28 protein-coding genes are annotated in these 21144 nt (G+C 61.5%); 13 read left to right on the plus strand and 15 right to left on the minus strand.

Annotated features, from left to right (window positions below; translation table 11 throughout):
* Positions 1 to 55: 55 nt before the first annotated feature.
* Entirely contained in the window at positions 56 to 430 is a 375-nt protein-coding gene (locus tag B9Z31_RS10680; protein ID WP_100119554.1) for a hypothetical protein, read from the minus strand.
* Positions 427 to 1104 (minus strand): transglutaminase family protein, encoded by a 678-nt coding sequence (locus B9Z31_RS10685; RefSeq protein WP_100119555.1) that lies wholly within the window; start codon positions 1102 to 1104, stop codon positions 427 to 429. The genes B9Z31_RS10680 and B9Z31_RS10685 overlap by 4 nt, the downstream gene beginning before the upstream one ends.
* A 96-nt stretch (positions 1105 to 1200) precedes the next feature.
* On the opposite strand from B9Z31_RS10685, the gene B9Z31_RS10690 reads away from it, so the two are divergent.
* The 3 genes from B9Z31_RS10690 to cho all read left to right on the plus strand — a co-directional run bounded on the left by B9Z31_RS10690 (position 1201) and on the right by cho (position 3592).
* Entirely contained in the window at positions 1201 to 2094 is an 894-nt protein-coding gene (locus B9Z31_RS10690; RefSeq protein WP_100119556.1) for an MBL fold metallo-hydrolase, read from the plus strand.
* A 164-nt stretch (positions 2095 to 2258) separates the two neighbouring features.
* Positions 2259 to 2690, plus strand: coding sequence for a LexA family transcriptional regulator (locus tag B9Z31_RS10695; RefSeq protein WP_100119557.1), 432 nt, complete (start codon positions 2259 to 2261; stop codon positions 2688 to 2690).
* 26 nt (positions 2691 to 2716) lie between these two features.
* Positions 2717 to 3592 carry an excinuclease Cho gene (gene cho / locus B9Z31_RS10700; RefSeq protein WP_100119558.1) on the plus strand — a complete coding sequence of 292 codons (876 nt, stop codon included), beginning with the start codon at positions 2717 to 2719 and terminating at the stop codon, positions 3590 to 3592.
* 16 nt (positions 3593 to 3608) lie between these two features.
* Here the strand turns inward: cho and B9Z31_RS10705 are convergent, their stop codons facing one another.
* The 3 genes from B9Z31_RS10705 to B9Z31_RS10715 all read right to left on the minus strand — a co-directional run bounded on the left by B9Z31_RS10705 (position 3609) and on the right by B9Z31_RS10715 (position 5028).
* Positions 3609 to 4010: a dihydroneopterin aldolase gene (locus B9Z31_RS10705; protein ID WP_100119807.1), complete on the minus strand. Its 402-nt coding sequence runs from the start codon at positions 4008 to 4010 to the stop codon at positions 3609 to 3611.
* A 46-nt stretch (positions 4011 to 4056) separates the two neighbouring features.
* Positions 4057 to 4413, minus strand: a complete 357-nt coding sequence (locus tag B9Z31_RS10710; protein ID WP_233200909.1) for an HNH endonuclease signature motif containing protein — start codon at positions 4411 to 4413, stop codon at positions 4057 to 4059.
* Positions 4414 to 4500: 87 nt separating this feature from the next.
* Positions 4501 to 5028, minus strand: coding sequence for a heme-binding protein (locus B9Z31_RS10715; RefSeq protein ID WP_158235679.1), 528 nt, complete (start codon positions 5026 to 5028; stop codon positions 4501 to 4503).
* A gap of 405 nt (positions 5029 to 5433) precedes the next feature.
* Here B9Z31_RS10715 and B9Z31_RS10720 point away from each other — a divergent pair, with 405 nt between their 5' ends.
* From B9Z31_RS10720 to B9Z31_RS10735, 4 genes are read left to right on the plus strand one after another with little or no spacing between them, the layout of a single operon-like run.
* Entirely contained in the window at positions 5434 to 5823 is a 390-nt protein-coding gene (locus tag B9Z31_RS10720) for a type II toxin-antitoxin system RelE/ParE family toxin (protein WP_233200911.1), read from the plus strand.
* Positions 5820 to 6185 (plus strand): helix-turn-helix domain-containing protein, encoded by a 366-nt coding sequence (locus tag B9Z31_RS10725; protein ID WP_100119560.1) that lies wholly within the window; start codon positions 5820 to 5822, stop codon positions 6183 to 6185. Before B9Z31_RS10720 ends, B9Z31_RS10725 begins: the two co-directional genes overlap by 4 nt.
* Before the next feature lie 57 nt (positions 6186 to 6242).
* A complete protein-coding gene (locus B9Z31_RS10730) occupies positions 6243 to 7586 on the plus strand; it encodes a Y-family DNA polymerase (protein ID WP_100119561.1) in 1344 nt (447 codons plus the stop codon).
* Between the two features lie 54 nt (positions 7587 to 7640).
* Positions 7641 to 8768, plus strand: coding sequence for a Stealth CR1 domain-containing protein (locus tag B9Z31_RS10735; protein WP_233200912.1), 1128 nt, complete (start codon positions 7641 to 7643; stop codon positions 8766 to 8768).
* A 36-nt stretch (positions 8769 to 8804) separates the two neighbouring features.
* On the opposite strand, the gene B9Z31_RS10740 is transcribed toward B9Z31_RS10735, so the two are convergent.
* Both B9Z31_RS10740 and B9Z31_RS10745 read right to left on the minus strand, forming a co-directional pair.
* A complete protein-coding gene (locus tag B9Z31_RS10740; protein ID WP_100119563.1) occupies positions 8805 to 9149 on the minus strand; it encodes a TIGR03643 family protein in 345 nt (114 codons plus the stop codon).
* A 61-nt stretch (positions 9150 to 9210) separates the two neighbouring features.
* Positions 9211 to 10131, minus strand: coding sequence for a LysR family transcriptional regulator (locus B9Z31_RS10745; protein ID WP_100119564.1), 921 nt, complete (start codon positions 10129 to 10131; stop codon positions 9211 to 9213).
* 88 nt (positions 10132 to 10219) lie between these two features.
* Here B9Z31_RS10745 and B9Z31_RS10750 point away from each other — a divergent pair, with 88 nt between their 5' ends.
* The 3 genes from B9Z31_RS10750 to B9Z31_RS10760 are packed head-to-tail and all read left to right on the plus strand — an operon-like array spanning position 10220 to position 13043.
* Positions 10220 to 11176 (plus strand): 3-hydroxyacyl-CoA dehydrogenase family protein, encoded by a 957-nt coding sequence (locus tag B9Z31_RS10750; RefSeq protein ID WP_100119565.1) that lies wholly within the window; start codon positions 10220 to 10222, stop codon positions 11174 to 11176.
* A 30-nt stretch (positions 11177 to 11206) separates the two neighbouring features.
* Positions 11207 to 12034 carry a 3-keto-5-aminohexanoate cleavage protein gene (locus B9Z31_RS10755; protein ID WP_100119566.1) on the plus strand — a complete coding sequence of 276 codons (828 nt, stop codon included), beginning with the start codon at positions 11207 to 11209 and terminating at the stop codon, positions 12032 to 12034.
* A gap of 28 nt (positions 12035 to 12062) precedes the next feature.
* Positions 12063 to 13043 carry a tripartite tricarboxylate transporter substrate binding protein gene (locus tag B9Z31_RS10760; protein ID WP_100119567.1) on the plus strand — a complete coding sequence of 327 codons (981 nt, stop codon included), beginning with the start codon at positions 12063 to 12065 and terminating at the stop codon, positions 13041 to 13043.
* Between the two features lie 43 nt (positions 13044 to 13086).
* Here the strand turns inward: B9Z31_RS10760 and B9Z31_RS10765 are convergent, their stop codons facing one another.
* Complete coding sequence (locus tag B9Z31_RS10765) at positions 13087 to 13614, minus strand: cupin domain-containing protein (RefSeq protein WP_100119568.1); 528 nt, start codon at positions 13612 to 13614, stop codon at positions 13087 to 13089.
* 162 nt (positions 13615 to 13776) lie between these two features.
* Between B9Z31_RS10765 and B9Z31_RS10770 the strand changes: the two genes are divergently transcribed.
* The 3 genes from B9Z31_RS10770 to B9Z31_RS10780 are packed head-to-tail and all read left to right on the plus strand — an operon-like array spanning position 13777 to position 15140.
* Entirely contained in the window at positions 13777 to 14364 is a 588-nt protein-coding gene (locus B9Z31_RS10770) for a restriction endonuclease (protein ID WP_100119569.1), read from the plus strand.
* 48 nt (positions 14365 to 14412) lie between these two features.
* Positions 14413 to 14781, plus strand: a complete 369-nt coding sequence (locus B9Z31_RS10775) for a glutaredoxin domain-containing protein (RefSeq protein ID WP_100119570.1) — start codon at positions 14413 to 14415, stop codon at positions 14779 to 14781.
* A gap of 5 nt (positions 14782 to 14786) precedes the next feature.
* Positions 14787 to 15140: a hypothetical protein gene (locus B9Z31_RS10780; protein WP_100119571.1), complete on the plus strand. Its 354-nt coding sequence runs from the start codon at positions 14787 to 14789 to the stop codon at positions 15138 to 15140.
* Positions 15141 to 15142: 2 nt separating this feature from the next.
* Here the strand turns inward: B9Z31_RS10780 and B9Z31_RS10785 are convergent, their stop codons facing one another.
* The 7 genes from B9Z31_RS10785 to B9Z31_RS15495 form a co-directional block, all read right to left on the minus strand.
* Positions 15143 to 16312, minus strand: a complete 1170-nt coding sequence (locus B9Z31_RS10785) for an FAD-binding oxidoreductase (RefSeq protein WP_100119572.1) — start codon at positions 16310 to 16312, stop codon at positions 15143 to 15145.
* Complete coding sequence (locus B9Z31_RS10790) at positions 16309 to 17232, minus strand: ornithine cyclodeaminase family protein (RefSeq protein WP_100119573.1); 924 nt, start codon at positions 17230 to 17232, stop codon at positions 16309 to 16311. The genes B9Z31_RS10785 and B9Z31_RS10790 overlap by 4 nt, the downstream gene beginning before the upstream one ends.
* 34 nt (positions 17233 to 17266) lie before the next feature.
* Complete coding sequence (locus B9Z31_RS10795; RefSeq protein ID WP_100119574.1) at positions 17267 to 18328, minus strand: cyclase family protein; 1062 nt, start codon at positions 18326 to 18328, stop codon at positions 17267 to 17269.
* 167 nt (positions 18329 to 18495) lie between these two features.
* Positions 18496 to 19401, minus strand: a complete 906-nt coding sequence (locus B9Z31_RS10800) for a DMT family transporter (RefSeq protein ID WP_100119575.1) — start codon at positions 19399 to 19401, stop codon at positions 18496 to 18498.
* 10 nt (positions 19402 to 19411) lie between these two features.
* The gene (locus B9Z31_RS10805) at positions 19412 to 20179 is read right to left on the minus strand and encodes an SDR family oxidoreductase (protein WP_100119576.1); all 768 of its coding nucleotides are present in this window, start codon (positions 20177 to 20179) and stop codon (positions 19412 to 19414) included.
* Positions 20180 to 20221: 42 nt separating this feature from the next.
* Positions 20222 to 20854 (minus strand): flavin reductase family protein, encoded by a 633-nt coding sequence (locus B9Z31_RS10810; protein ID WP_100119577.1) that lies wholly within the window; start codon positions 20852 to 20854, stop codon positions 20222 to 20224.
* A 57-nt stretch (positions 20855 to 20911) separates the two neighbouring features.
* A complete protein-coding gene (locus tag B9Z31_RS15495) occupies positions 20912 to 21052 on the minus strand; it encodes a hypothetical protein (RefSeq protein WP_158235680.1) in 141 nt (46 codons plus the stop codon).
* Between the last annotated feature and the right edge of the window lie 92 nt (positions 21053 to 21144).

Here is a 21144-nt window from a genome sequence, read left to right on the forward strand (position 1 = left end):
CCCGGCCAAAAGCCGTTCGGCAGGCACCTAGCGCTGTGGGCGATGCTTTGCAGCCTCAGGCCCCCAAATGCCGCACGGCGTCTGCAACACGCATGCCCAGCTGCAAGCCTTGCGCCAGCGCCAGAGCGTTCAGGCCATTGACCACACCGTTGTCCAGACCGTCTTGTGCCTCGCCGATGCGGGCCGAGGTGTGCGCATACAAAATGGCCAGCACCCCCACGGCCTGCAACTCGTGCAGCGCCACGCGCCCGGCATCGTCTTTGCCGCCCCCCGCATCGTTGAAAGCCACCGCAAAAGGCTTGAGGGTTTGCGCCGTCACGAAATGCGAGGCCGACAAACCGCCGTGCGAGCCCGACACGATCACCGCGCCGGCATGCGTGGCGTCGACCAGCGCAATCGAGTCCAGCAAAACCCGTTGGCGCTGGCTCATCGCGTTTCTTGCGCCACATCTTGCGCAAAACTGGCCTTGTGCAGCGGGTCGCTCTCGGCCATCCAGCCGCTGTAGACGGTTTTGAAATCGGCCACGATCTGCGGCAAAGGCATGTCATCGAAGGTGCCGCGCTGCTTCACGTACTCCATGTGCCGCTTGCCTGCCTTGTCAAAGGGGTGGTAGATCGAGTCGTTTCGCCCGTCAAACACCAGCGGCAGCAGGCCGAATTTGTCACACAGCTCGATGTTGAAAGCGGGCGTGGCCTTGACCCATTGGCCGTCCAGCCAGATGTCGGTATAGCCGTGCCAAATGAACACATCGGTCTGCATGGTTTGGCGCAAGCGCTCGGTGCTCAGGTGGTTGCGCACATCGGCGTAGCCCAGCCGAGCGTGCAAGCCTGCGGCGCGGCAGGCCGCCGCCATCAGCGCCGCTTTGGGCACACACCAGCCTGAGCCTTGGGCGATGACCGAGCTGGCCCGCATGCCTTGGGGCGACAGGTCGATGCGGTAAGGGTCGTAACGAAACTGGTCGCGCACCGCCAGGTACAGCGCCACCGCGCGCTCGCGCTCGGTGGCACCTTGCGCATGCTCGCGGGCCAAGGCGATCACGTCCGGGTGGTCGCTGTCGATCAAAGCGGTGGGGGCCAGGGTGGCGGGGGAGGGCAGGTCGGTCATGCGCTTGACTGTAGCGCGCGCGCCAGCACGGGGGTGTCACGCTGGCTATAGTGGCTTGTCGCGCCTTGGATGGGGCGCAGTTCAGGAAAGGAAGCCATGGCCTCGGTGTTGAATTTTGGTGCGGTCCGCGTGCACCTGGGTGAGAAGTCCGGCAAGTACCCCGACGGCAACCAGCTCATCGTGCAGGGGGGCGACACCCGGGTGGCCTTTGACACGCCCGAGGTGGCCAACCGCATCGGTCCCGAGCTGGACACGGTGGACTTGGTCATTCTGGGGCATGTGCACGAAGACCACATGGCCGGCCTGCACCGCCTGCCGCACGCCCGGGTGCAGGTGCACGAGGCCGACCTGGCCGCCGCCCAGTCGTGGCAGGGGATGTGCCACCACTACGGTTACCCGCCAGACGTGCTGGACGCGATGCTGGCCATCGTGCAAAAGGATTTCCATTACCAGCCCCGCCCCGACGCCACCGCTTACAGCGACGGCGCGCTGTGGGACTTGGGCGGCGGTGTGCGCGTGCGGGCCCACCACCTGCCCGGCCACACCGCAGGCCACTGCGCTTTGGTGGTCGAGAGCGAGGGCCTGGCCTTCATTGGCGACATCGACTTGAGCGGTTTTGGGCCGTACTACGGCGACGCCACCTCCAGTCTGAGGGATTTTCGGCAGACCCTGAAAAAAGTGGCCGAACTCGACGCGCGCATTTGGGCCACCTCGCACCACAAGGCGGTCATCACCGATCGGACGCAATTCATGGCCGACCTGGCCCGCTTTGCCAGCAAGATCGACGAGCGCAGCGCGCAGTTGCTGGGTTATTTGCAAACGCCTCACACGCTGGATGAACTCGTCAACCGCCGCCTGCTGTACCCCGCAGGCTACGACGTGCCTTTTGTGCCTTGTGCCGAACGTCACACCATCGCCATGCACCTGGATGAACTGCTGGCGCAGGGACAAGTGGCCAAGCAAGGCGATGGCCGGTATGTGGCGCTTTGAATGGGCGCAGGGGGCAGACGCCAAAAAAACGCCCCGGGCCGCAAAGACCGGGGCGTAAATCAACAAAACTGTCAGGCAACTGCAAAAAGCATGACAAGCTCAGTATACTGTAAATATAAACAGTACTTGGCAGAAAAAGCCGCAGCCAGAGTTCAACCCTGACCATGTTCGCCCTCGATACCCCACAAGCCTTGCCGCCCGGACCTTGGTGGTTGCAAGCCTTGCCCGCCAGCATTGCCGCAGGCTTTCCGTCGCCGGCCGAAGACCACCAGGTCGAGCGCATCGACCTCATGCAGCAATTGGTGAAACACCCTCAGGCCACGTTTTACATCCGTGTGCGCGGCGAGAGCATGCGCGACGCGGGCATCCTCGATGGCTCGGTGGTGTTGGTGGACCGCGCCATCACCCCGGCGGACGGACAAATCGTGTTGGCGGTGATCGACGGGGACTTCACCTGCAAAACGCTTCGCCTGCAAGGCGAGGGCATCCGTTTGCAAGCGGCCCACCCTGACTACCCCGACATTGTTCCCAAAGATGGGCAAAGTGTGGAAATTTGGGGCGTGGTGGTCGCGACCATTCACCAGCACCAAACCTGACCCAATCTGCCCTTCACCACTTTGACATGGCCTCCATTTCTCCACGCCACCGTCGCGATGACTTTGAAGCCAGCCGGGTCTACGCCTACCCGCAGCACTTGCGCGAAGCCATTGAAGACGCGCCCACCGGCGCAGGTGTGTACACCTTCCACGGCGCAGAAGGGGACTTGCCGCTGTACATCGGCAAAAGCATCAACATCCGCGCACGCTTGCTCTCGCATTTGCGCACCGAAGACGAAGCCCGCATGCTGCGCCAGACCCAACGCATCAGCCACATCCGCACGGCGGGTGAGATCGGCGCTTTGCTGTTAGAGGCCCAAATGATCAAGGCCCAGCACCCCCTCTTCAACCAGAAACTGCGCCGCAACAAACAACTGTGCAGCCTGCAAATGACGGGCGGTGTGCCCCGGGTGGTTGATGCCAAAGACATCGACTTTGCCACCCAGCCCGACCTGTATGGCCTGTACGCCAGCCGCCACGCGGCGCTCAATGCCCTGCGGGCCGTGGCCGACCAGCACAAACTTTGTTACGGCCCCTTGGGTCTGGAAAAGTTGCCGCCTGGCAAAGCCTGCTTTCGGGCGGCCATTCGCCAATGTGCGGGTGTGTGCCGGGGCGATGAAACCCCCGAGGCACACCGCGAGCGCTTGTTCAGCAGCCTGCTGGCGCTGCGCGTGGAATGCTGGCCCTACCCGGGCGCGGTGGGCCTGATTGAACGCGATGCCGAGTTCACGCAAATTCACGTGGTCAAGCATTGGTGCTATTTGGGCAGCGCCCCCAGCGCCGAGGCGGCCCAGGCGCTGAGCCAAACAGCCAGCCAAGCGGCCACCCATTTTGATGCCGACAGCTACAAAATTTTGTGCCGCCCGGTGCTCACGCAGAGCGTCGAGATGGTGTTGTTGTGAACCAACTGGCGCGCTTTCAGCGTCGGTCGTCTCGCATGCTTTGCAGTTGTGCGCCGTCGACCGCCAAACGCACCCCCAAAGAGCCACTGCCTGCGCGCACCGGGAATTTGCGCAAACCGATGTCGAGCGCCTCGATCGCGGGGTAAGCCGCGCAGGCCTGCACGATGCGCGTCATGAGCCGCTCTTGGGTGGCGTACAGCCCGTCGGCGGCCAGTCGCTCGATCTCGATCACCAAAGGGTCGTAATCGAACACATGGGCCATACCGTCTTGGGCAATCAGCACCCGATCAGCGTGGATCCACAGCGTCAAATCCAGCGCGTGGCCATCGGGCACGGTGTCGCCGGGGGCGTAGGTGCCGATGCGGGTGGTCAGACGAAAGTCTTTCAGTTCGATGCGGCTGGCGGTCGAGGTAGGCATGGTCATGGGCGTGGGCGGGCAGGTTTTGGGGATGTGGTTCTTTGGCTCAGCGCCTGCTTTTGAGCCGCTGGCTCTTGCGGCTTTTTTCAAAAAACGCATCGGGTTTGGTTTGCACCCAACGGATGAAGCGGACCATCTCTTCGGGCTGCTTCAGGGCTTCGACCGTGGCATAGGTCCGTGCCAATTCGGTCTCGGTGAACAGCGCGTGAATTTGGCGGTGGCAAATGCGGTGCAGCAACGCTGTTTGCACGCCGCCGCGCGACTTGGGCACCCAATGGTGCGCGTCTTGTTGACTGGGTGGAATGGGGCGTTCGCACAGCGGGCACAGCACGTCGCCGCCGCGCGGTGCGGGCAAGGCTTCAAGCAGGGCTTGAATGCGCTTTTGGCGAATGCGCCCCGTCACGGCAGCAAGACTGTGTTGACCATGACCCAAGGCTACAACAGACCACCTGCGGCACATGCCTGACCGGGCGATTGATCCCGATCGCTTTCAGGGCATCAGGTCGATCAGGATTTCGTTGCGGCGGTTCCAGGGCAGGGTGAACGGGTCGTCGTAGCGGGCCACTTGGGCGCTGGGGCTGAGCTGGAGGTTTTTGGTTTTTGCCCAAGCCCGCAAGCGCTCGGTTTGTTCTTGGATGCTCGATTGCGTCGTGAAACCGCCAAAACGCACCGACACCACATCGTGTTCGGCGATGGGGCGCAGCTGGATTTGCGGGTTCAGAGGCTGGGGCAAGCTTTGCACGCTTTCGGCGGACGGCATGACAAAGTGCACGCGCCAACCTTCATCCATGGGGGTGACGGTCACGGGGGCGGTCATCGAAATTTTGCGCTGTGCGCCCAGACCGGCTTGGAGGTTGTCGCCAAAGATGTAGGCGGCGATGCGCCGAAAGCCGCTGCGACTGGCCGCGTCAAAGTCGCCGCTGATTTGGGTTTGTGCCACGGTGAAAGCGGCGTAGCGGCGCACCTCAAAAGGCGGGTCTGAGACCAGCACGGTGTAACGCGGTTCTTCAACGGCCATGGCGGCTCCACAAAAAAGAAACAAAACAGCAATCAACCAACGCATAAACGCTCGCTTGCAAAAGGGGTTTGGTCAGACATTAAAGCAAATGGGAGGCGGGCCATCGGTCCGCTGGCGCACGCTTGTGGGTCCAGCTGGCGTGGATGGGTGCAAACACTCGAAACCGCTTGTTTTGTTTTAAAAAAATAAAATAGATACCTTCTAAAAATAAAATTTTGAGAGAAGAGCATTCGGACGTGAACATTTTTAAATTCATATCCACGGCCCTGCAACTCACCCCCACCAAGCCAAGTACATCGCGCACGACCTGACTCTGCAGCACGCAGGTGGCGGTGTTTGATGGCTTGTATGCGCGGCGCTTGGGGTTTGCTGCCGCTTAAAAATCGGAGCGCCAACAGCCCATAGATGATCCATGGATTTATTCTAAAACTGGAATATCATTGGAGGCTTCAAATGAAGATGCAACCCAAACAATTGCTTTGGCTTGGCGACAGTCTGGAAGGGCTGAAGGCGTTTTCTGATGAAGCCAGACGCTCAGCAGGTCACCAGTTGGGTTTGATTCAATGGGGGCTTGATCCGCTGGATTGGAAGCCAATGGACAACGTGGGTGCCGGGGTGAAAGAAGTTCGCATCCGAGCTGAGGCCTCGTACCGTGTTTTGTATGTGGCCAAGTTCAGTGAAGCCGTTTATGTGTTGCACGCCTTCATCAAGAAGACACCCCAAACGAGCAAGAAAGACATGGACCTGTCCATCGCCCGCTACAAGGCGCTCAGCAAGGAAAGGAGTTCCAAATGACAGACCTCAAAATCACCAAAGGCAGCGCCAACGTGTTTGCGGACCTTGGCTTTGGGCCTCAGGAGTCGCAAAACCTGCTGTTGCGTTCGCAAACCATGGTCGCATTGGTGCAGTGGTTCAAGGCCAGCGGCTTGACGCAAGCGGCCGCAGCCAAGACGCTGGGCGTGACGCAGCCGCGCTTGAATCAATTGCTCAAAGGCAAGATTGAAATTTTCAGTCTCGATGCCTTGGTCAACATGGCCACCAGCGCGGGCATGCGTGTGGGCCTGAGCATTCGGCCTCAGACATCCGTCAAGGTTCGGACCGCAGCCCCTGCAAAGCGCGCGTCAAACATCAAGCAAGGGCTTCGTGGATTGGGGTGATGGGTTTGCAGGTCTTTATACTGTTCATTTGTACAGTATTTGACCATGCCCCTCCCCATGCTCGCCCTGATCGACGGCAACAACTTCTACGTTTCTTGCGAACGCGTGTTCCAGCCCTGGCTGCAAGGCCGGCCGGTGGTCGTGCTGTCCAACAACGACGGTTGCGCCATTGCCCGCAGTGACGAGGCCAAGGCCCTGGGCATCAAGATGGGCGCGCCGTACTTTCAGCTGCGCGAGCTCGAGCGCGATGCCGGCCTGATCGCGCTGTCGGCCAACTTCGCCTTGTATGGCGACATGAGCGACCGCATGATGAGCCTGGCCGCAGGCCTGGGCCACCAGCAAGAGGTGTACTCCATCGACGAAAGCTTTGTGGACCTGAGCGGCATCCCCGGTGACCTGGTGCGCCGCGCCCGCACCATCCGCAGGCGCATCTTGAAGTGGATTGGCATCCCGACCTGCATCGGCATCGGCCCCACCAAGACGCTCGCCAAGCTAGCCAACGCCATTGCCAAAAGTGCCGAACGCAAACCCGGCAGCTACCCCGCGCACCACGCACAAATCTGCCACCTGGGGGTGTGCAGCCCGCACGAGTTGGCCGAGCTGCTGCAGGCCACCGAAGTGGGCGAGGTGTGGGGCGTGGGCCCGCGCATCGCCGCGCAACTGCGGGCGCAGGGCATCCACACAGCGCAAGACTTGGCCATGATGAGCCCGGCGGCTGCGCGGGCCATGCGCTCGGTGGTGCTGGAAAAAACCGTGCGCGAACTCAATGGCACGCCTTGCATCGAATTTGAAGACGAGCCGCCAGCCAAACAACAAATTGCCTGCACCCGCAGCTTCGGCCGCCCGGTGACCGAGCTGGCCGATTTGCAGCAGGCGGTGACCGAGTTCGCCTGCCGCGCCGCAGAAAAGTTGCGCAAGCAAAAGGGCCATGCGGCGCAGGTGCTGGTGTTCATCCGCACCAGCCCGTTCAGAAAGCAAGACGCGCAGTACAGCCGCAGCGCCTGCCTGCCGCTGCCCGTGCCCACCAGCGACAGTGCGCACATCACGCAGGCGGTGATGGCTTTGTTGGACCACATTTACCAGCCGGGGTTCTTGTATGCCAAAGCGGGTGTGATGCTGATGGGTTTGCAACCGGCCACGCGCCAACAGATGACGCTGGATTTGTCGCGCCACGCAGGCGATGCCCAGCCCGCCAACCGAACGCGTTTGATGCAAGCCATTGACCAGATCAACCACCGCCACGGCCGGGGCAGCCTGAAGCTGGGCAGCGCGGGCACTGGGCAGGCGGCGCAAATTTGGCACATGAAGCAAGATTTCAAAACGCCCGCTTACACCACCGATTGGGCCCATTTGCTCTGCGTGCAAATGGACACTGTCGCGGCGCCCAAACAGTGGCCCTGAGCGCAGGGCGGTTATTCAAAATGCCCCCACATGGCCACTGCTAGACTCGTGGCCTTGAAAAATGTCAAAGTAGATCTACCGAGCGACGGGCCCATCGATGTTGTTTATCTGTGGGTGGACGGCAACGACTCGACCTGGCGGGCCAAGCGGCAAGCCGCCCTGCAGCAACTCCCCAGCGATTCCAGCGCCGCGATGGCCCGCTACAGCAACGTCGAGGGCCGCTTCCGTGACAACCACGAGTTGCGCTACAGCCTGCGGGCGCTGGAGAAGTTCTTTCCCGAGCACGGCCACGTCTACATCGTCACCGATGCGCAAGCACCCGACTGGCTGCGACCTTCGGACCGGCTGACCTTGGTGGATCACCGCGACCTGATGCCCGAGGCGTCTTTGCCCACTTTTGATTCAGGCCACATCGAGTCTTGGATTCACCACATTCCCGGCTTGTCAGAGCGCTATTTCTATTTCAACGACGATGTGTTTTTTGGGGCCCCGGTGCAGCTGAGTGACTGGTTCAGCGACGATGGATTTCATGTCACTTGGTCGGATGAGCCGTGGGTCACCGACGAAGCCATGCGCGTGGACGCCACCTCGCTCGAAAACGCCTGCCGCTTGTCGATCCAGTGGCTGACAGACAAAGCCCGCTCGGGCACACCCGCGCTGCGCGAGCAAGACCCGCTGTACCAAAGCACTTTCCGCACATTTGCGCATTCGCCTCGGCCCATGCTCAAGTCGATCTTGCTGGAATTGGAGGACACGGCGCCCGAGTTGTTTGCCGCCGTGCGCTCGACGGTGTTTCGCAGCTGGGACAAGCCCACCATCGTGTCGGACTTTGTGTTGCGCTGGGCCTTGGCACATGGTTTGGCCAGCGTTCGGTCTTACCGTCACCGCCATGTCTCGACGGGCGAAGACGACCAAAAAACGCAGTTGCAGTCCTTGCAGGCCGAATTCGGGGCGCTCGATTTCTTCTGCATCAACGACACCACCGACGATGCACACACCCAAGACCCGAGGCTGCAAAACGTGCTGAGCGTCTTGCAAAGCATCTTGCCCAAGCCGTCGGCGTTTGAAAACGACCCGCTCACGGATGCTTGTGCCGCTCGGCAAACGCATTGGGCAAAGGCGCCCACACGCGACCATGCGCTGAACGCAGGCCAAGTGCCTGTCTCGCAAAAAAGGGCGTGAAGCTTCGGGGCTGTCGCCCCCGCGTTTCGGGCAGACTCAATTCAAAGCGTCACGTTTCACGTACGTGGTGCGCACGGGGAAGTCGACCTGGCCACTGTCCAGGGCTGCTGCCCAGTCGGGCGCACTGGCCTGAAGGCCAAGCGCTTGTTGGGCGTCTTGCTTGCTGCCGTGCTTGGCTGAGCGACCGCGCACGCGCATGCGCCAAACTCTGAACGAACGTGCTTTGAGTTGGTCACGCATCAATGCGATGACCTGAGCTTCGTTCAAACCGAATTGCAAGGCAATGGCTTCAAAGGGCGTGTCGTCAGACCAGGCCATGCCGATGATGCCGGAGACCTCTTCTTGAGACAGAGGGGGGAAATCGGTTTTGCTTGTTGGCATGGTGACACTTTAATGGCGGGTTGAACGGCGCGTTGGCAACGACGCGTGCGTGTCGGCTTGTTCAAGGCAACACAGACGTAGTTTCTTGTCTGAGCATGCGCAATATTTCTTGTGCGGCTGGAGAAAGGCTTCGGTTGCGTCTTGTGACCACGCCAAGGGGCCGCTGAATATCCGGCCCCTTGAGGCGGCGCGTGGCCACGCCACCTTGCTGGACAAAGGCTGCTGCCAACTCAGGCAGTGCGGCCACCCCTAACCCAGCTTTGACCATGGCGTGGATCGTGGCGATGTGCTCTACCTCATAGCGCGGCTGAAAAGCCATGCCATGCGTCATGAAGGCGGTGTTCGCGTATTGCCGCACGCTGGCCGGCAGCGGCATGGAGATGTGGGTCAATTCGGCCACGGCCAACCAGCTCAGGGGACTTTGGGTTTTGGCCAGAGGGTGTCCCAAGGGCATGAGCAGCACAAAGCCATCGGCCGACAAGGGGGTGTAGTCCAGGTCTGCGTAATCGGGGTTGGCGGCCGTCAAGGCCAAGTCCACCGTACCGGACCGCACCAGGTCAAATGCAGGCCCTGACAAGGTGTCGTGCAGTTGCAAGGCAATGTGCGGGTATTGGGCTGCAAAGCGCGCCATGACGCGTGGCACGACAGTCGCAGCCAGTGATGGCAAGGCGGCGATGGACACTTTGCCCGACTGCACTTGCGTGATCTGCTGCACCCGCTGAACGGCCTCAAGCGTTTGGGCGCTGAGCAGTTTGGCTTGCTCGACAAACACCTGACCTGCCACGGTCAGGTGCACGCTGCGGGTGGTACGGTCAAACAAACGTGTAGCCAGAGCTTCTTCTAGCCGGGCAATCACGCCGGACACGGCAGATTGCGACAAATGTGCCTGGGTGGCGGTGCGGCGAAAACTGCCGTTTTCGGCCAGCAGCAGAAAAATGTCCAGGTCGCGGGGCGTCCAGTTGAGTTGTGCATTGATTGGCATAACGAATCAGTTTATAGAAAAAAACGGCTAGACGAACCAATGCAGTGTTCCTAGACTTCGAGAATTCTCTTGGATACCCGTTCAACGCATGATCTCTTCCCATCCTTCTCAGTCGCGCACCGTGGTGGTCGGTGGAGGCACCATGGGCATGGACGTGGCCATCGTGCTGGCCCGTGGTGGCAGTCAGGTCATCGTTGTGGAGCCCGATGCGGCCAAGCGCCAAGCCTTGACCGCCCATGTGCGTCTCAACCTGGAGCCCCTGGGGATGGCGCACCGCACGGATCGCGTGCAGGCCGTGTCCGACTTGGCCGACATCACCTGGCCAGGGGTGTCTTTGCTGATTGAATGCATTCCCGAAAGATTGCCCATCAAGCAAGCCCTTTTTTTGAAGCTGTCGCAACTGGCTGCGCCAGAGACGCTTTTGTGCAGCAACAGCTCCAGTTTTCCGATCAGTGCCATCGCAGAGGGTTTGCAGACCGCCGAGCGCATGCTGGGTTTGCACTTTTTCATGCCTGCGCACTTGGTGCCGCTGGTAGAAGTGGTGCTTGGCCCCGCGTCAAATGTGCAAGAAGCTGAGCAACTGTGCGATTTCATGCGTGGCTGCGGCAGTGTGCCGGTGTTGGTGCGCAAGGACAAGCCAGGCTTTTTGGCCAACAGGATGCAGCACGCCTTGGCGCGTGAGGCCTTCGCACTGATCGATGAAGGTGTGGCCTCGCCGGAAGATGTGGATGCGGCCGTTCGATTTGGTTTTGGTTTTCGTTTTCTCGCGGCAGGCCCGGTCATGCAGCGTGACCATGCGGGCTTAGAGGTGCACACCGCTGCAGCCGCCAGCATGTACCCCAGTTTGGCGGTGAATACGGAACCTGCCCGCGTGTTGCAAGAGCGTGTCGCCAGAGGTGATTTGGGGATGAAGACCGGGCAGGGCTTTTTCAACTGGACGCCCGAGACCCAAAAGGCTGAGCGCGAACGTTACGACCGCTTGTTACGCCAAGGGCTGAATTTGCTGGCGGCTGAGTTGCCGCCTCTTGACGCCCAAGATGGATGACCACGAAGAACCAATGAGCAAGGCATAGACATGGCTGTTTTTTCACACCCTATTTTGATCACTGTGGCGCCCAACGGCGCCTACAAGCAACGGCCCGATCACTCAGCCTTGCCCATCACGACGGCTGAATTGGGGGAAACCGCCAAGTTGTGCCTCGATGCTGGCGCTGCCATGATCCACATGCACATACGGGATGCACAAGGTCGCCACAGTCTTGACGTGCAGGGCTATCGCGACGCGCAGCAGGCGGTCAAGGCTGCGGTGGGCGATGAAATGATCGTCCAAGTCACCAGCGAAGCGGCCCGCGTTTACAAAGCGCCAGAACAAATCGCGATGGTGACTGCGCTCAAACCTGAAGCCGTTTCCGTCGGCCTGCGGGAGGTCGACCAAGCTGAAATCGGTGAAGCAGGACTCGCCCAATTTTTTGGCTGGCTGGCCAAAGAGCGCGTGATGACCCAGGTCATCGTGTACGACGTGGCCGATCTCCAGCGCTGGCAAGCCCTGCAGGCACAAGGTGTGATTCCCGATGCGCCTTGGTCGCTGTTGTTCGTGTTGGGCCGTTATTCGGTGGGCCAGACTTCAGAGGCCAAAGACCTGTTGCCGTTTGTCATGGCTCACACAGGCAAAGAGCCATGGTCCATGTGTGCCTTTGGTGCAGGTGAACATGCTTGCGCCACCACGGCCGCTGCCTTAGGCGGACATGTGCGCGTGGGCTTTGAAAATAACCTCTTGCTCAAAAACGGGCAGATCGCTCCGGACAACGCCGCCTTGGTGCGCCAAGTGGCCGACTCGGCCAGCGTGCTGGGACGCAGCATCTACACGGCCCATCAGGCACGTGAAGCCTTTTGGGCCGCCTAATCCTTTCCATTTCCTCAGGAGACACAACATGAGACGCATCACTTTCGTTGCAACATTGACCACCGCCTTGCTTGCAGCCACGGCTTTGCCCGCGCTGGCACAGGACAACTATCCCAGCAAAAGCATCCGTTTTGTCGTGCCCTACCCCCCAGGTGGCCCCACAGACTTGATGGCCCGGATGCTGCAAAGCGAATTGACCACGCGTTTGGGCGTCACGGTGATCGTGGACAACAAAGGCGGTGCGGGTGGCAATCTCGGAAGTGCCGAAGTGGCCAAGCAATCACCCGCCGATGGTTACACCTTGCTGTTGGCTGCCAGCGGCCCTATGGCGGTCAACCCCACACTCTTTCGCAGTATGCCGTTTGTGCCCATGACCGATCTGACCCCCGTGATCCAGATTTCGGCTTTCCCGCTGGTGCTGGAAGTGCACCCGAGCGTGCCGGTCAACAACGTCAAGGAGTTGATCGCTCTGGCACAAAAGCCAGACAGCAAACTCTCGTTTGCTTCTGCTGGAAACGGCACGCCTCAGCACTTGGCCGGTGAGATATTCAACACGCAGATGAACACCAACATCTCGCACATCCCTTACCGCGGCGCAGGCCCTGCGCTCAACGACTTGATCGGTGGGCAGGTTCAGGTGATGTTTGACATTCTGGGCAGCTCATTGCCCCATATTCAGGGCGGTAAGCTCAAACCGTTGGCCGTGACATCGGCCAAGCGCCACCCTTCGCTGCCGAATGTGCCGACCATGATCGAGGCCGGAGTTCCCGGTTACGAGCTGACCGGCTGGCACGGTATTGCCGTGCGTGCAGGGACACCTGCGGCCGTCGTGCAAAAACTCAACACCACCCTGAATGCGATCTTCAATGATTCAGAATTCAAGAAAAAGTGGGAAGCCATTGGCACCCCAGTGATCGGCGGTACTTCCGCTCAGTTTGGGGAGCTGATCCGAAAAGAAACGATCCGTTTGGGCCAAGTGGTCAAGAGCGCGGGCGTGACGGTGGATTGATGGCTGTGTGACGCACACCCGGTCGTGAAACCGGGTGCCGCCATCAAACACCCCCTTGTGGGTGTGTGGGGTCGATCCAGAGCACGGTTTCTGGTTTTTCTGCGGGCTCAATGTCCATGTTGACGGCAACGGCCTGGCCATCGCTTCGGCACAAGACGCACTCCAAGGTCTCGTCTGCGCTGGCATTGATTTCCTGGTGCGGCACGTACGGCGGCACATAAATGAAATCACCTGGGCCGGCTTCAGCTGTGAATTCCAGCGCATTGCCCCAGCGCATGCGGGCACGGCCCTTGACCACATAGATGACGCTCTCCAAGGGCCCGTGGTGGTGTGCGCCTGTTTTGGCGTTGGGGTGGATGTGCACGGTGCCTGCCCAAAGTTTCTGGGCGCCCACCCGCGCAAAATTGATGGCGGCCTTGCGGTCCATGCCGGGTGTCGAGGGCACATTGCCATCCAGCTGGTCCCCTGGCACCACGCGCACACCATCGTGTTTCCAGTCGGTCGGCGGGTGATCGTGGGCTGTGGGCCCGTTGTGGTCGTGGTCGTGGTGGTCGTTGTGGGTCTGCGGCATGGCGGGTGTCCTGACTGAAACAGAGATTTTCACTTTAGCATGGGGGCATGCCAGATATTGTTCAGCGCCTGCGCTGGGCTCAACTAAACTCTGACCACTGGCTTCGAAACGCAGAATTTCTTTTCGAGACACGGCGCTGGTTTTTTCTACTTCTGAATCCCCATGAAATTCAAAATGTCCGAAAAGTCGCTGTTTGCGACTTTGTTACGCGCCCCGTGGTGGGTGAGCTTTTTGGTGATGTTGGCTGTGGCCTTGGTGGCTGGGGCTTTGCTGCCTGAGGCCTACAAAACAGCGGGCATGCTGGGCGCCTTTCCCTTTTTTGTGATCGGTGTCATGGCGGCTTGGCGACAAAGAAACGCCATCTCCCCCAACCGTATCCAGGAGTTGCTTGAGCAGGCACGGGGCATGGGCTGGCGAGATTTTTCGGTGTTGGTGGAAGAAGCTCTGCGACAGCAGGGTTTTGTCGTTTCCCGTTTGAACGAGGGCCCTGCCGATTTCCAAATTGAAAAAAATGGCCGCGTCACCCTGGTCAGTGCCAAGCGCTGGAAAGCGGCCACGGTGGGCGCCGAGCATTTGCGTGAACTGCTGGCGGTGCGTGAAAGCCGCGATGCTTTTTCGTGCACCTGCATGAGTTTGGGCGTCTTCAGCCAAGCCGCCATTGATTTGGCCAACGACAGCCCCATGCAGTTGCTGGGGGCGGCCAACATCGCGCAACTCATGCACGATGGGGCCCGTGCCCTCCAAGCCTGAAAACGGGCACATTTTTCCAGCCATTTTTTCGGCGCTCCAAGGACCTCCATGACCCGACCTCTTCTGGCCGAATCGGCCATCCATCCGGCCATCCGCCAACGCATTGCCGAGCACCACTTGCCCGTGATCCAACAAGTGCAAAACGCCACCGTCCAGCATGCGGTGGTGGTGGTCGGCTTGTCCGGTAACCCGTTTGTAGGCAAAGCCCGCAAAGCGCTGGACGCTGCGGGCGTGGCGCACGCATACATCGAACTGGGCAGCTATTTCTCGCAATGGCGCTTGCGCAATGCCCTGAAGATGTGGACCGGCTGGCCCACCTTTCCCATGGTCTTTGTGCGCGGCACGCTGGTCGGTGGGGCCGATGACCTGCGCCGCCTGATCGCCAGCGGCGAACTCAGCACCTTGCTCAAAGCCTGAGCAACATGGCCGCACAGGCAAAACCCGAGTTGTGGCGGACCGAGACGGCCGATGCGGTGGCCGTGCTGAACATTCCCGGCGCATTGAAGCGGCCTCGCACATTTGACATCGATGTGAGCTTGCTGGTGCGCGTGCCCGAAGACCCTTCACAAGCTTGGCACGCACTGACACTGGAGATCGACGGCAAGCGGCAGTGGCACCGCCGCATCGCCAGCAGCTGCCCGGGCCAAACCGATGGGCTCGATTACCACTGTCGCCTGGTGCTCGAAGCCGGTCCGGCCCTGCGCATCCGTGCCGTGGCCGGCAGCCGGGGGGCGGTGGTGCAGCGCTTGCAGATCGAAGCGCGAGAAGACCTTTAGCCTCAGCCGATCACCGCCAACTCGCGCAGCGGGCGCTTGTGCAACAGGCGTTCAAAGCCCAGTTCTTCGACGGCAATGGTGGTGGACTTTCCCCGCAGCATCCACTCGGCCAACGCCAGACCCGCGCCCGCTGCATGCTGCATGCCGTGGCCCGAAAACCCGTTGATGAAATACAGGTTGCCCAGCCCCGGGTGCGGGCCGATCACGGCGTTGTGGTCGAAGGTGTTCATCTCGTAATAACCCGCCCAGGCACGCTCCACCCGCAAGGCGGCCAATGCCGGGATGCGGTGCGCCAGACAAGCCCATTGTTCGTCGTTCCATTCGGCCCAATCGGGCTCCAGCGGCAGGCCGGGCGTTGTGTGCAAAGGCTCTGCGCCGCTGATGAAAAACCGGCCTTCGGGCCGCAGCCACCAGCCGCTCGGATCGATCAGCAAGGGGCACTGCGGCAGCGGCTCGGGGCATGACAAGACAAACACCGTGCGCCGCGCCGCTTCAATGGGCAACGGCACCCCAGCCATGGCCGCCACTTCGCCGGCCCAAGGCCCCGCGGCATTGACCACTTGGCCGCAGGGCAGGCTGCCACCACTGGCCAGCCGCACCGCACTGATGTGCGTGTCGTTGTGGTCCAAACCCACCACCCGGTCGTGCAGTCGTTGCACGCCTTGCGCCATGGCTTTATTCAAGAAGGCCTGGTGCAGGGCCGGGCCGTCAAACCAACCCTCACCGCTCAAGCCCAGGCTGCCCAAGGCCACATCGTCCACGTTCAGCCAGGGGTAGCGCTGGCGCAGGGCTTCAGGGTCCAGCAAGGTGACGTCGGCGCCCGCATGTTTTTGGATCTGGTGCGCCGTGCGCAGTGCGGTCGTTTGTTCGGGTTGCGCCAGGTACAGATAGCCGGGCTCTTGCAAACCCAGCGCCACAGGGTGGTCGGGCAGACCCAGATGCTGCTCGGCCTCGCGCAAAAACGCGATGCCGTACTGGCTCAGGCGGATGTTGACGGGGCAGGTGAACTGCTGCCGGATGGAGCTGGCCGAGAGCGATGAGGAGGCTTTTTCGTAGCGCGTGTCGGATTCGACCAGCGTGACGCGCAGGCCCGGTTGCAAGCGGGTCAGCCAATAGGCCGTGGCCGCGCCCATCACGCCACTGCCCACGATCACCACATCGGCAGGGCTCATGGGCGAGCGCCTTGAGCCAAAGCCGCGCGGTACACGAGCCGAGCCGCGACGGTGTCTTCCACCGCCTGGCCCAGTGATTTGAAAATGATGGTGGTGCCTGCCGGTGGGGGCGCCACGCGGCCGCACAACACTTCGCCTATTTCGGCGGCGACCCTGGCACCCGAGAGCATCACGTCGCCCGATTCTTTTTCGGCCGCTTCACGCTGGTCGGCCACCACCCAATGCTGCATGGCCGCATCGTCCAGCTCGCGCCAAGTGGGGCGGGGCGCACCCACCGCCGCCACAAAAGCACCGGGCTTGAGCCACGCGCCGTGCAGCACCGGTTCGCTGGCGTTGGTCACGGTGCACACGATGTCGGCGCCGCGCACGGCCGCTTCGGCGCTCGCGCAGGCCACGCCGCCCATGTCTTGTGCGCACTGCTGCGCGTTGGCCGCGTTGGGGCTCCACACGCGGATTTCGGACACCTCACGCACGGCCCGCAGCATTTGCGCGTGGCTGCGGGCCAGCACGCCACTGCCCAACATGGCCACCACCTGCGGGGTGCGTGGCACCAGCGCGTCGGCCGCCACGGCAGAGGCCGCTGCCGTGCGCATGGCGGTGATGGTGTTGCCCTCCATGACCGCCTGCGTCTGGCCCGTGGCCGGGTCCATCAGCACGATGGTGCTCAGCAGCGTGGGCAAGCCCTTTTGTGCGTTGGCGGGCACCAAGGTGATGAGCTTGGTGCTCAGGGCGTCGCCCAGCTGGGCGGGCTTCAAAAACAGCAAGCCATCGGCCGATGCCTCGCCGATGGGCATGACCATGCGCAGCGGTTGCACCACCTCGCCCAGCGTCAGCGCCACCAAGGCTTCGCGCACGCCCTGCAGCAAGTCGGGCACGTTCAGCAGTTGCTGCACGCGGGCTTCGTCAAAGTAGTGAACCATGGGAGGTCTCCAGAAAGCCAGAGGCGGCCAAGCTTTATACCGTGGCAATCGGCGTGGCCGGTGAGCCAATGGCCCCGGGCAAGCGCAAGGGTGGGGCGGTGAGCAAAAAACGGCTCCGATCGTTTTGGCGCAGCCACTGGGCCAAAGGCGTGAGGTGCCAAATTTCTCCCAGGTGTACGCCCAGTTTGAACAGGCAATGCTCATGCAAGGGAAGGGCCGCGCAGCGGCCAGGGCGGGGAGTGGCGGGCAAGCCTTCCACCGCGTAGTTGTCGGCGATCAGCGCCACCAGGCCTGAGTCGGTGATCCACTGCAGCAGCCGCTCGTCGCGTCCCTCCAGCACGGCGCACGAGTTTTCAACCGCATGGGGGTCGGGTTGTTTGTTCATCTCCAGCAGCATCTGCGCAAAGCCCGTGTGCAGGCACACCATGTCCCCGGGTTCCACCACCACCTGGTCTTTCTTCAGGATGTCCATCAGCAGGTCGTAGCCCACCCGCACCCGCTCGCGGCCCAGGTGGGCATGCAAGTCGATCATGACCGCGCGGCCCTGCACGCAGCGCTCGGACATTTTCTCGATGCCCAAGGCCTTGGCCGATGAGGTCGATTCGCGCGCGATCTCCGGAAAGCCAAAAATGCCAGCCCCCGAGCCACTGCTGGGCCCCACCACATCGGTGCCTGCGCGAAAGCCGTTGTAGTACACCGGCTCGGGCACGCCGTCGCCGTTGGCGTCAAACATCGAGCCCACATGCGCCAGGCTGTCCCACTGGGTGCTGTACTGCAAATGCAGGATCACCAGGTCGTCACACACCACATCGGTGCAGGCCGGTTCGTCGCACCACAGTTGGTAGTTCATATTGGCTTTGCCCTCGCGCAGGGTGGGGCGCAGCACAGGCGGTTGGCGCCGGGGGTTGAGCACGTTGCCGCCCGGGAAATCCAGCGGCAGGCTCAGGTTGAAGGTTTGCCCCGTGCGCACTTCTTGCATGCCCTGCAGCACTTTGTCGGGCGTCAACAGGTTCATGCGACCGAACTGGTCGTCAGGCCCAAAGTCGCCCCAGTTCGAGCCCGGGGGGCGGTGTTTCCAACGGGGAGAGGTAGACATGCCAGACTCCTGTGATGACGGACCCAGCCCAAGATGGGTGCTGTGCGAGCCTCGCATCTTGTGCGCAGGGCGGCTGGCTTTGTGTCACCGATCTGACTGCGGGCGGCGTGGCCCCGACCTGGCTTGGCTTGGCTTGGCTTGGCTTGGCTTGGCTTGATCCGGGGCGTTCAGTGCTCGCTGGGGCTCAACGGGCCCTGACCTTGAAACTCGCGCCACAACAAATACAAGCCGCTGCCCACCACCACCAAGGCCCCCAGCACCACAGCCAGATCGGGCACTTGGCCAAAGACCAGCCAGCCGAAGACGGTCATGTACAGGATCTGCTGGTACAAAAACGGCCCCAGCACAGCCGCCGAGGCATAACGGTGTGCCACGGCCACAAAGTAGTGGCCAATGCCTCCACACAAACCGGCCAGCGCCATCACCAACCACTCCAGCCAGGTGGCCGGTGGTTGCCACTGCCACAGCGCCACAGGCGTCAGCACCAAGGTGGCCACCAGCGCCGAGGTCAGCTGTGTCGTGGCCGGGTTTTCGCTGCTGGCCAGGTAGCGCGTCATCATGTTGAAGAGCGCGTACAAAATGGCATTGAGCGCTGACAACAGGATCGCCGGGTGAAAGCCCTGGCTGCCCGGCCGGATGATGACCAGCACGCCCGCAAAGCCCACCGCAATGGCCCCCCATCGCTTGACGTCCAGCCGCTCGCCCAGCCACCAGGCCGACAAGAGGGCAATCAAAATCGGGACGGAAAACTGCATGGCCCCGGTTTCGGCCAGCTGCAAATACTGCAAGGCCCAGAAGTTCAAGGCGGTCATGGACGCCAGCATCAAGCCGCGCAGCAGCTGCAATCGCGGGTGCCGCCAGCGCAGCAAATCGCCTTTGACCGATGGGGCAAACACCGCAATGGAAAACAGCGAATGGGTGAGAAAGCGCATCCACACCACCTGCATCACGGGCAGCGAGAGCACCAGCCACTTGGCCGAGGCATCGAGCACCGCAAACATCAAAGTGGTCACGGTCACCAGCGCGATGCCGATGCGGCGGTGCCGGGCGCTGTCACTGAAAAGTTGGCTCATCGTGCGGGGCTCAGCGCTTGGGCGCCGCCTCCAGGCCGCCTGTGTAGAAGCGGTTGAAGGTGGGGGAGATGACCAATTCGTTGATGCAGGTGCGAGCCGGCATCTGCGCGATAAACAAGATGGCCTGGCCCATGTCTTCGGCCTGCACCATGCGTTCGCGCTGCTCGGCAGACGGCGGCACGGGCCGCTTGTCCAAAATGGGCGTGGCCACTTCGCCCGGCAAGAGTGAAGTGGCGCGGATGCCGTTCGTGCACTCCTCCATGTTGATGGATTCGGTCAGGGCCAGCACGGCGCGTTTGGTGGCGTTGTAGGCCGGGCCCGTCAGCTTGGACGCGTACAGCCCCGCCCACGAGGACACGTTGATGATCAAGCCGCCTTGTTGCTGGCGCATGGCGGGCAGGACCGCATGCACGCAATAAAACAGGCCAGACAGGTTGATGGCCACCACATCGTCCCAAGCCTCGGGCGTGACCACGTCGAAGTTGCGTTGCGTGGCATTGGTGCCCGCACTGGTCACCAAGATGTCGATGCGCCCATGTTGGTCCAGAATATGTTGCGCGGCCGCCTTGACAGCATGCTTGTCGGCCACGTCCAGCAGCAGGGCCTCGGCGCTGCCCACGGCCTGCAGCGCCGCCAAAGCGCTGTCATTGGTGGCGGCGTTGCGGCCCGAAATCACCACATGGGCCCCAGCTTGGGCCAGCGCCATCGCGCCGGCCAGCCCGATGCCGCTGCCCCCGCCGGTGATCCATGCCACTTGTCCTGTGAGTGCTGCGTTCATGTCTGTGTCCTGTTGTGGGGGTTGGGATTTTTGGCCGACAGCTCATTTGGGCAGGTCGCGGGCACCGCTTTCGGGGCGGTACATCTTGAACAACTGCTCAGGGCCGATGGTGAAGTAATCAGCGGGGCCGCCGCCCCGCAAAATGTGGCCGGCATGGGCGGTGTCGTAAATGCCTTCAGGCACCAGCCGCTTGTCGATGTGCACGCCCACCACTTGGCCAAAAACCATCCAAGTTTGGAGCTTTTGGCCTTCCAGGTTTTCCATTTGCAGGATTTGTGTACAGCGGCACTCAAAGCTCACGGGGCTTTGCGCCACACGCGGCACGCCCACGATGCGCGAAGGCTCAGGCGTCAAGCCCGCCAGCGCAAATTCGTCCACCTCAGGGGGCACCGCCTCGCAGGTCTGGTTCATCACTTCGGCCAGCTCCCGCGTGACCAGGTTCCAGACAAATTCGCCGGTGGCCTCGATGTTGTTGAGCGAGTCTTTGCGTCCGATGCTCGAAAACCCGATCAGAGGCGGCACGTAGTTGAAGGCGCTGAAAAAACTGTAGGGTGCGAGATTCAAGACGCCGTCCGCGCTGCGGCTGGACACCCAGCCAATGGGACGAGGACCCACAATCGAATTGAACGGGTCGTGCTTGAGGCCGTGGCCCAGATGGGGTTCGTAAAAGTGCATAAGGCTCCACTCGTAAAAAAACCCCTCAAGAGGGGTTTGGCCTAAAGGTCAGGAAGTTTACTTCTTGACGCAAGCGGGGTTCTTTTCATTTTCTTTCTTGGAGCAGTCGACTTTTTTGTCGTCCATTTTGCCGCCGCCGTGCGAACCTGCGAAGGCGGGCAGGGACACCAACATGAAAGCGGAAACGAGAGCGGTCATCACGAATTTCATAAAAACACCTTGGAGGAGAGAGGTTGATAAAAGGGTCAAAAAAAGTGCGCCGATGTGAGCCAACGCACAGATGCATACTA

Origin of the sequence: Limnohabitans sp. G3-2 (genome assembly GCF_002778275.1) — a bacterium.
GTDB lineage: Bacteria > Pseudomonadota > Gammaproteobacteria > Burkholderiales > Burkholderiaceae_C > Limnohabitans_A.

Bases quoted from the DNA above. Each gene is read 5' to 3' on its own strand.
- B9Z31_RS10745 (WP_100119564.1), bottom strand. From the start codon at position 10,131: ATGCCAATCAATGCACAACTCAACTGGACGCCCCGCGACCTGGACATT.
- B9Z31_RS10730 (WP_100119561.1), top strand. From the start codon at position 6,243: ATGCTCGCCCTGATCGACGGCAACAACTTCTACGTTTCTTGCGAACGC.
- B9Z31_RS10690 (WP_100119556.1), top strand. From the start codon at position 1,201: ATGGCCTCGGTGTTGAATTTTGGTGCGGTCCGCGTGCACCTGGGTGAG.
- B9Z31_RS10795 (WP_100119574.1), bottom strand. From the start codon at position 18,328: ATGTCTACCTCTCCCCGTTGGAAACACCGCCCCCCGGGCTCGAACTGG.
- B9Z31_RS10800 (WP_100119575.1), bottom strand. From the start codon at position 19,401: ATGAGCCAACTTTTCAGTGACAGCGCCCGGCACCGCCGCATCGGCATC.
- B9Z31_RS10680 (WP_100119554.1), bottom strand. From the start codon at position 430: ATGAGCCAGCGCCAACGGGTTTTGCTGGACTCGATTGCGCTGGTCGAC.
- B9Z31_RS10755 (WP_100119566.1), top strand. From the start codon at position 11,207: ATGGCTGTTTTTTCACACCCTATTTTGATCACTGTGGCGCCCAACGGC.
- B9Z31_RS10740 (WP_100119563.1), bottom strand. From the start codon at position 9,149: ATGCCAACAAGCAAAACCGATTTCCCCCCTCTGTCTCAAGAAGAGGTC.
- B9Z31_RS10720 (WP_233200911.1), top strand. From the start codon at position 5,434: ATGATCCATGGATTTATTCTAAAACTGGAATATCATTGGAGGCTTCAA.
- B9Z31_RS10775 (WP_100119570.1), top strand. From the start codon at position 14,413: ATGACCCGACCTCTTCTGGCCGAATCGGCCATCCATCCGGCCATCCGC.
- B9Z31_RS10760 (WP_100119567.1), top strand. From the start codon at position 12,063: ATGAGACGCATCACTTTCGTTGCAACATTGACCACCGCCTTGCTTGCA.
- B9Z31_RS10685 (WP_100119555.1), bottom strand. From the start codon at position 1,104: ATGACCGACCTGCCCTCCCCCGCCACCCTGGCCCCCACCGCTTTGATC.
- B9Z31_RS10695 (WP_100119557.1), top strand. From the start codon at position 2,259: ATGTTCGCCCTCGATACCCCACAAGCCTTGCCGCCCGGACCTTGGTGG.
- B9Z31_RS10715 (WP_158235679.1), bottom strand. From the start codon at position 5,028: ATGGCCGTTGAAGAACCGCGTTACACCGTGCTGGTCTCAGACCCGCCT.
- B9Z31_RS10750 (WP_100119565.1), top strand. From the start codon at position 10,220: ATGATCTCTTCCCATCCTTCTCAGTCGCGCACCGTGGTGGTCGGTGGA.
- B9Z31_RS10785 (WP_100119572.1), bottom strand. From the start codon at position 16,312: ATGAGCCCTGCCGATGTGGTGATCGTGGGCAGTGGCGTGATGGGCGCG.
- B9Z31_RS10705 (WP_100119807.1), bottom strand. From the start codon at position 4,010: ATGCCTACCTCGACCGCCAGCCGCATCGAACTGAAAGACTTTCGTCTG.
- cho (WP_100119558.1), top strand. From the start codon at position 2,717: ATGGCCTCCATTTCTCCACGCCACCGTCGCGATGACTTTGAAGCCAGC.
- B9Z31_RS10725 (WP_100119560.1), top strand. From the start codon at position 5,820: ATGACAGACCTCAAAATCACCAAAGGCAGCGCCAACGTGTTTGCGGAC.
- B9Z31_RS10805 (WP_100119576.1), bottom strand. From the start codon at position 20,179: ATGAACGCAGCACTCACAGGACAAGTGGCATGGATCACCGGCGGGGGC.
- B9Z31_RS10765 (WP_100119568.1), bottom strand. From the start codon at position 13,614: ATGCCGCAGACCCACAACGACCACCACGACCACGACCACAACGGGCCC.
- B9Z31_RS10790 (WP_100119573.1), bottom strand. From the start codon at position 17,232: ATGGTTCACTACTTTGACGAAGCCCGCGTGCAGCAACTGCTGAACGTG.
- B9Z31_RS10810 (WP_100119577.1), bottom strand. From the start codon at position 20,854: ATGCACTTTTACGAACCCCATCTGGGCCACGGCCTCAAGCACGACCCG.
- B9Z31_RS10780 (WP_100119571.1), top strand. From the start codon at position 14,787: ATGGCCGCACAGGCAAAACCCGAGTTGTGGCGGACCGAGACGGCCGAT.
- B9Z31_RS15495 (WP_158235680.1), bottom strand. From the start codon at position 21,052: ATGACCGCTCTCGTTTCCGCTTTCATGTTGGTGTCCCTGCCCGCCTTC.
- B9Z31_RS10770 (WP_100119569.1), top strand. From the start codon at position 13,777: ATGAAATTCAAAATGTCCGAAAAGTCGCTGTTTGCGACTTTGTTACGC.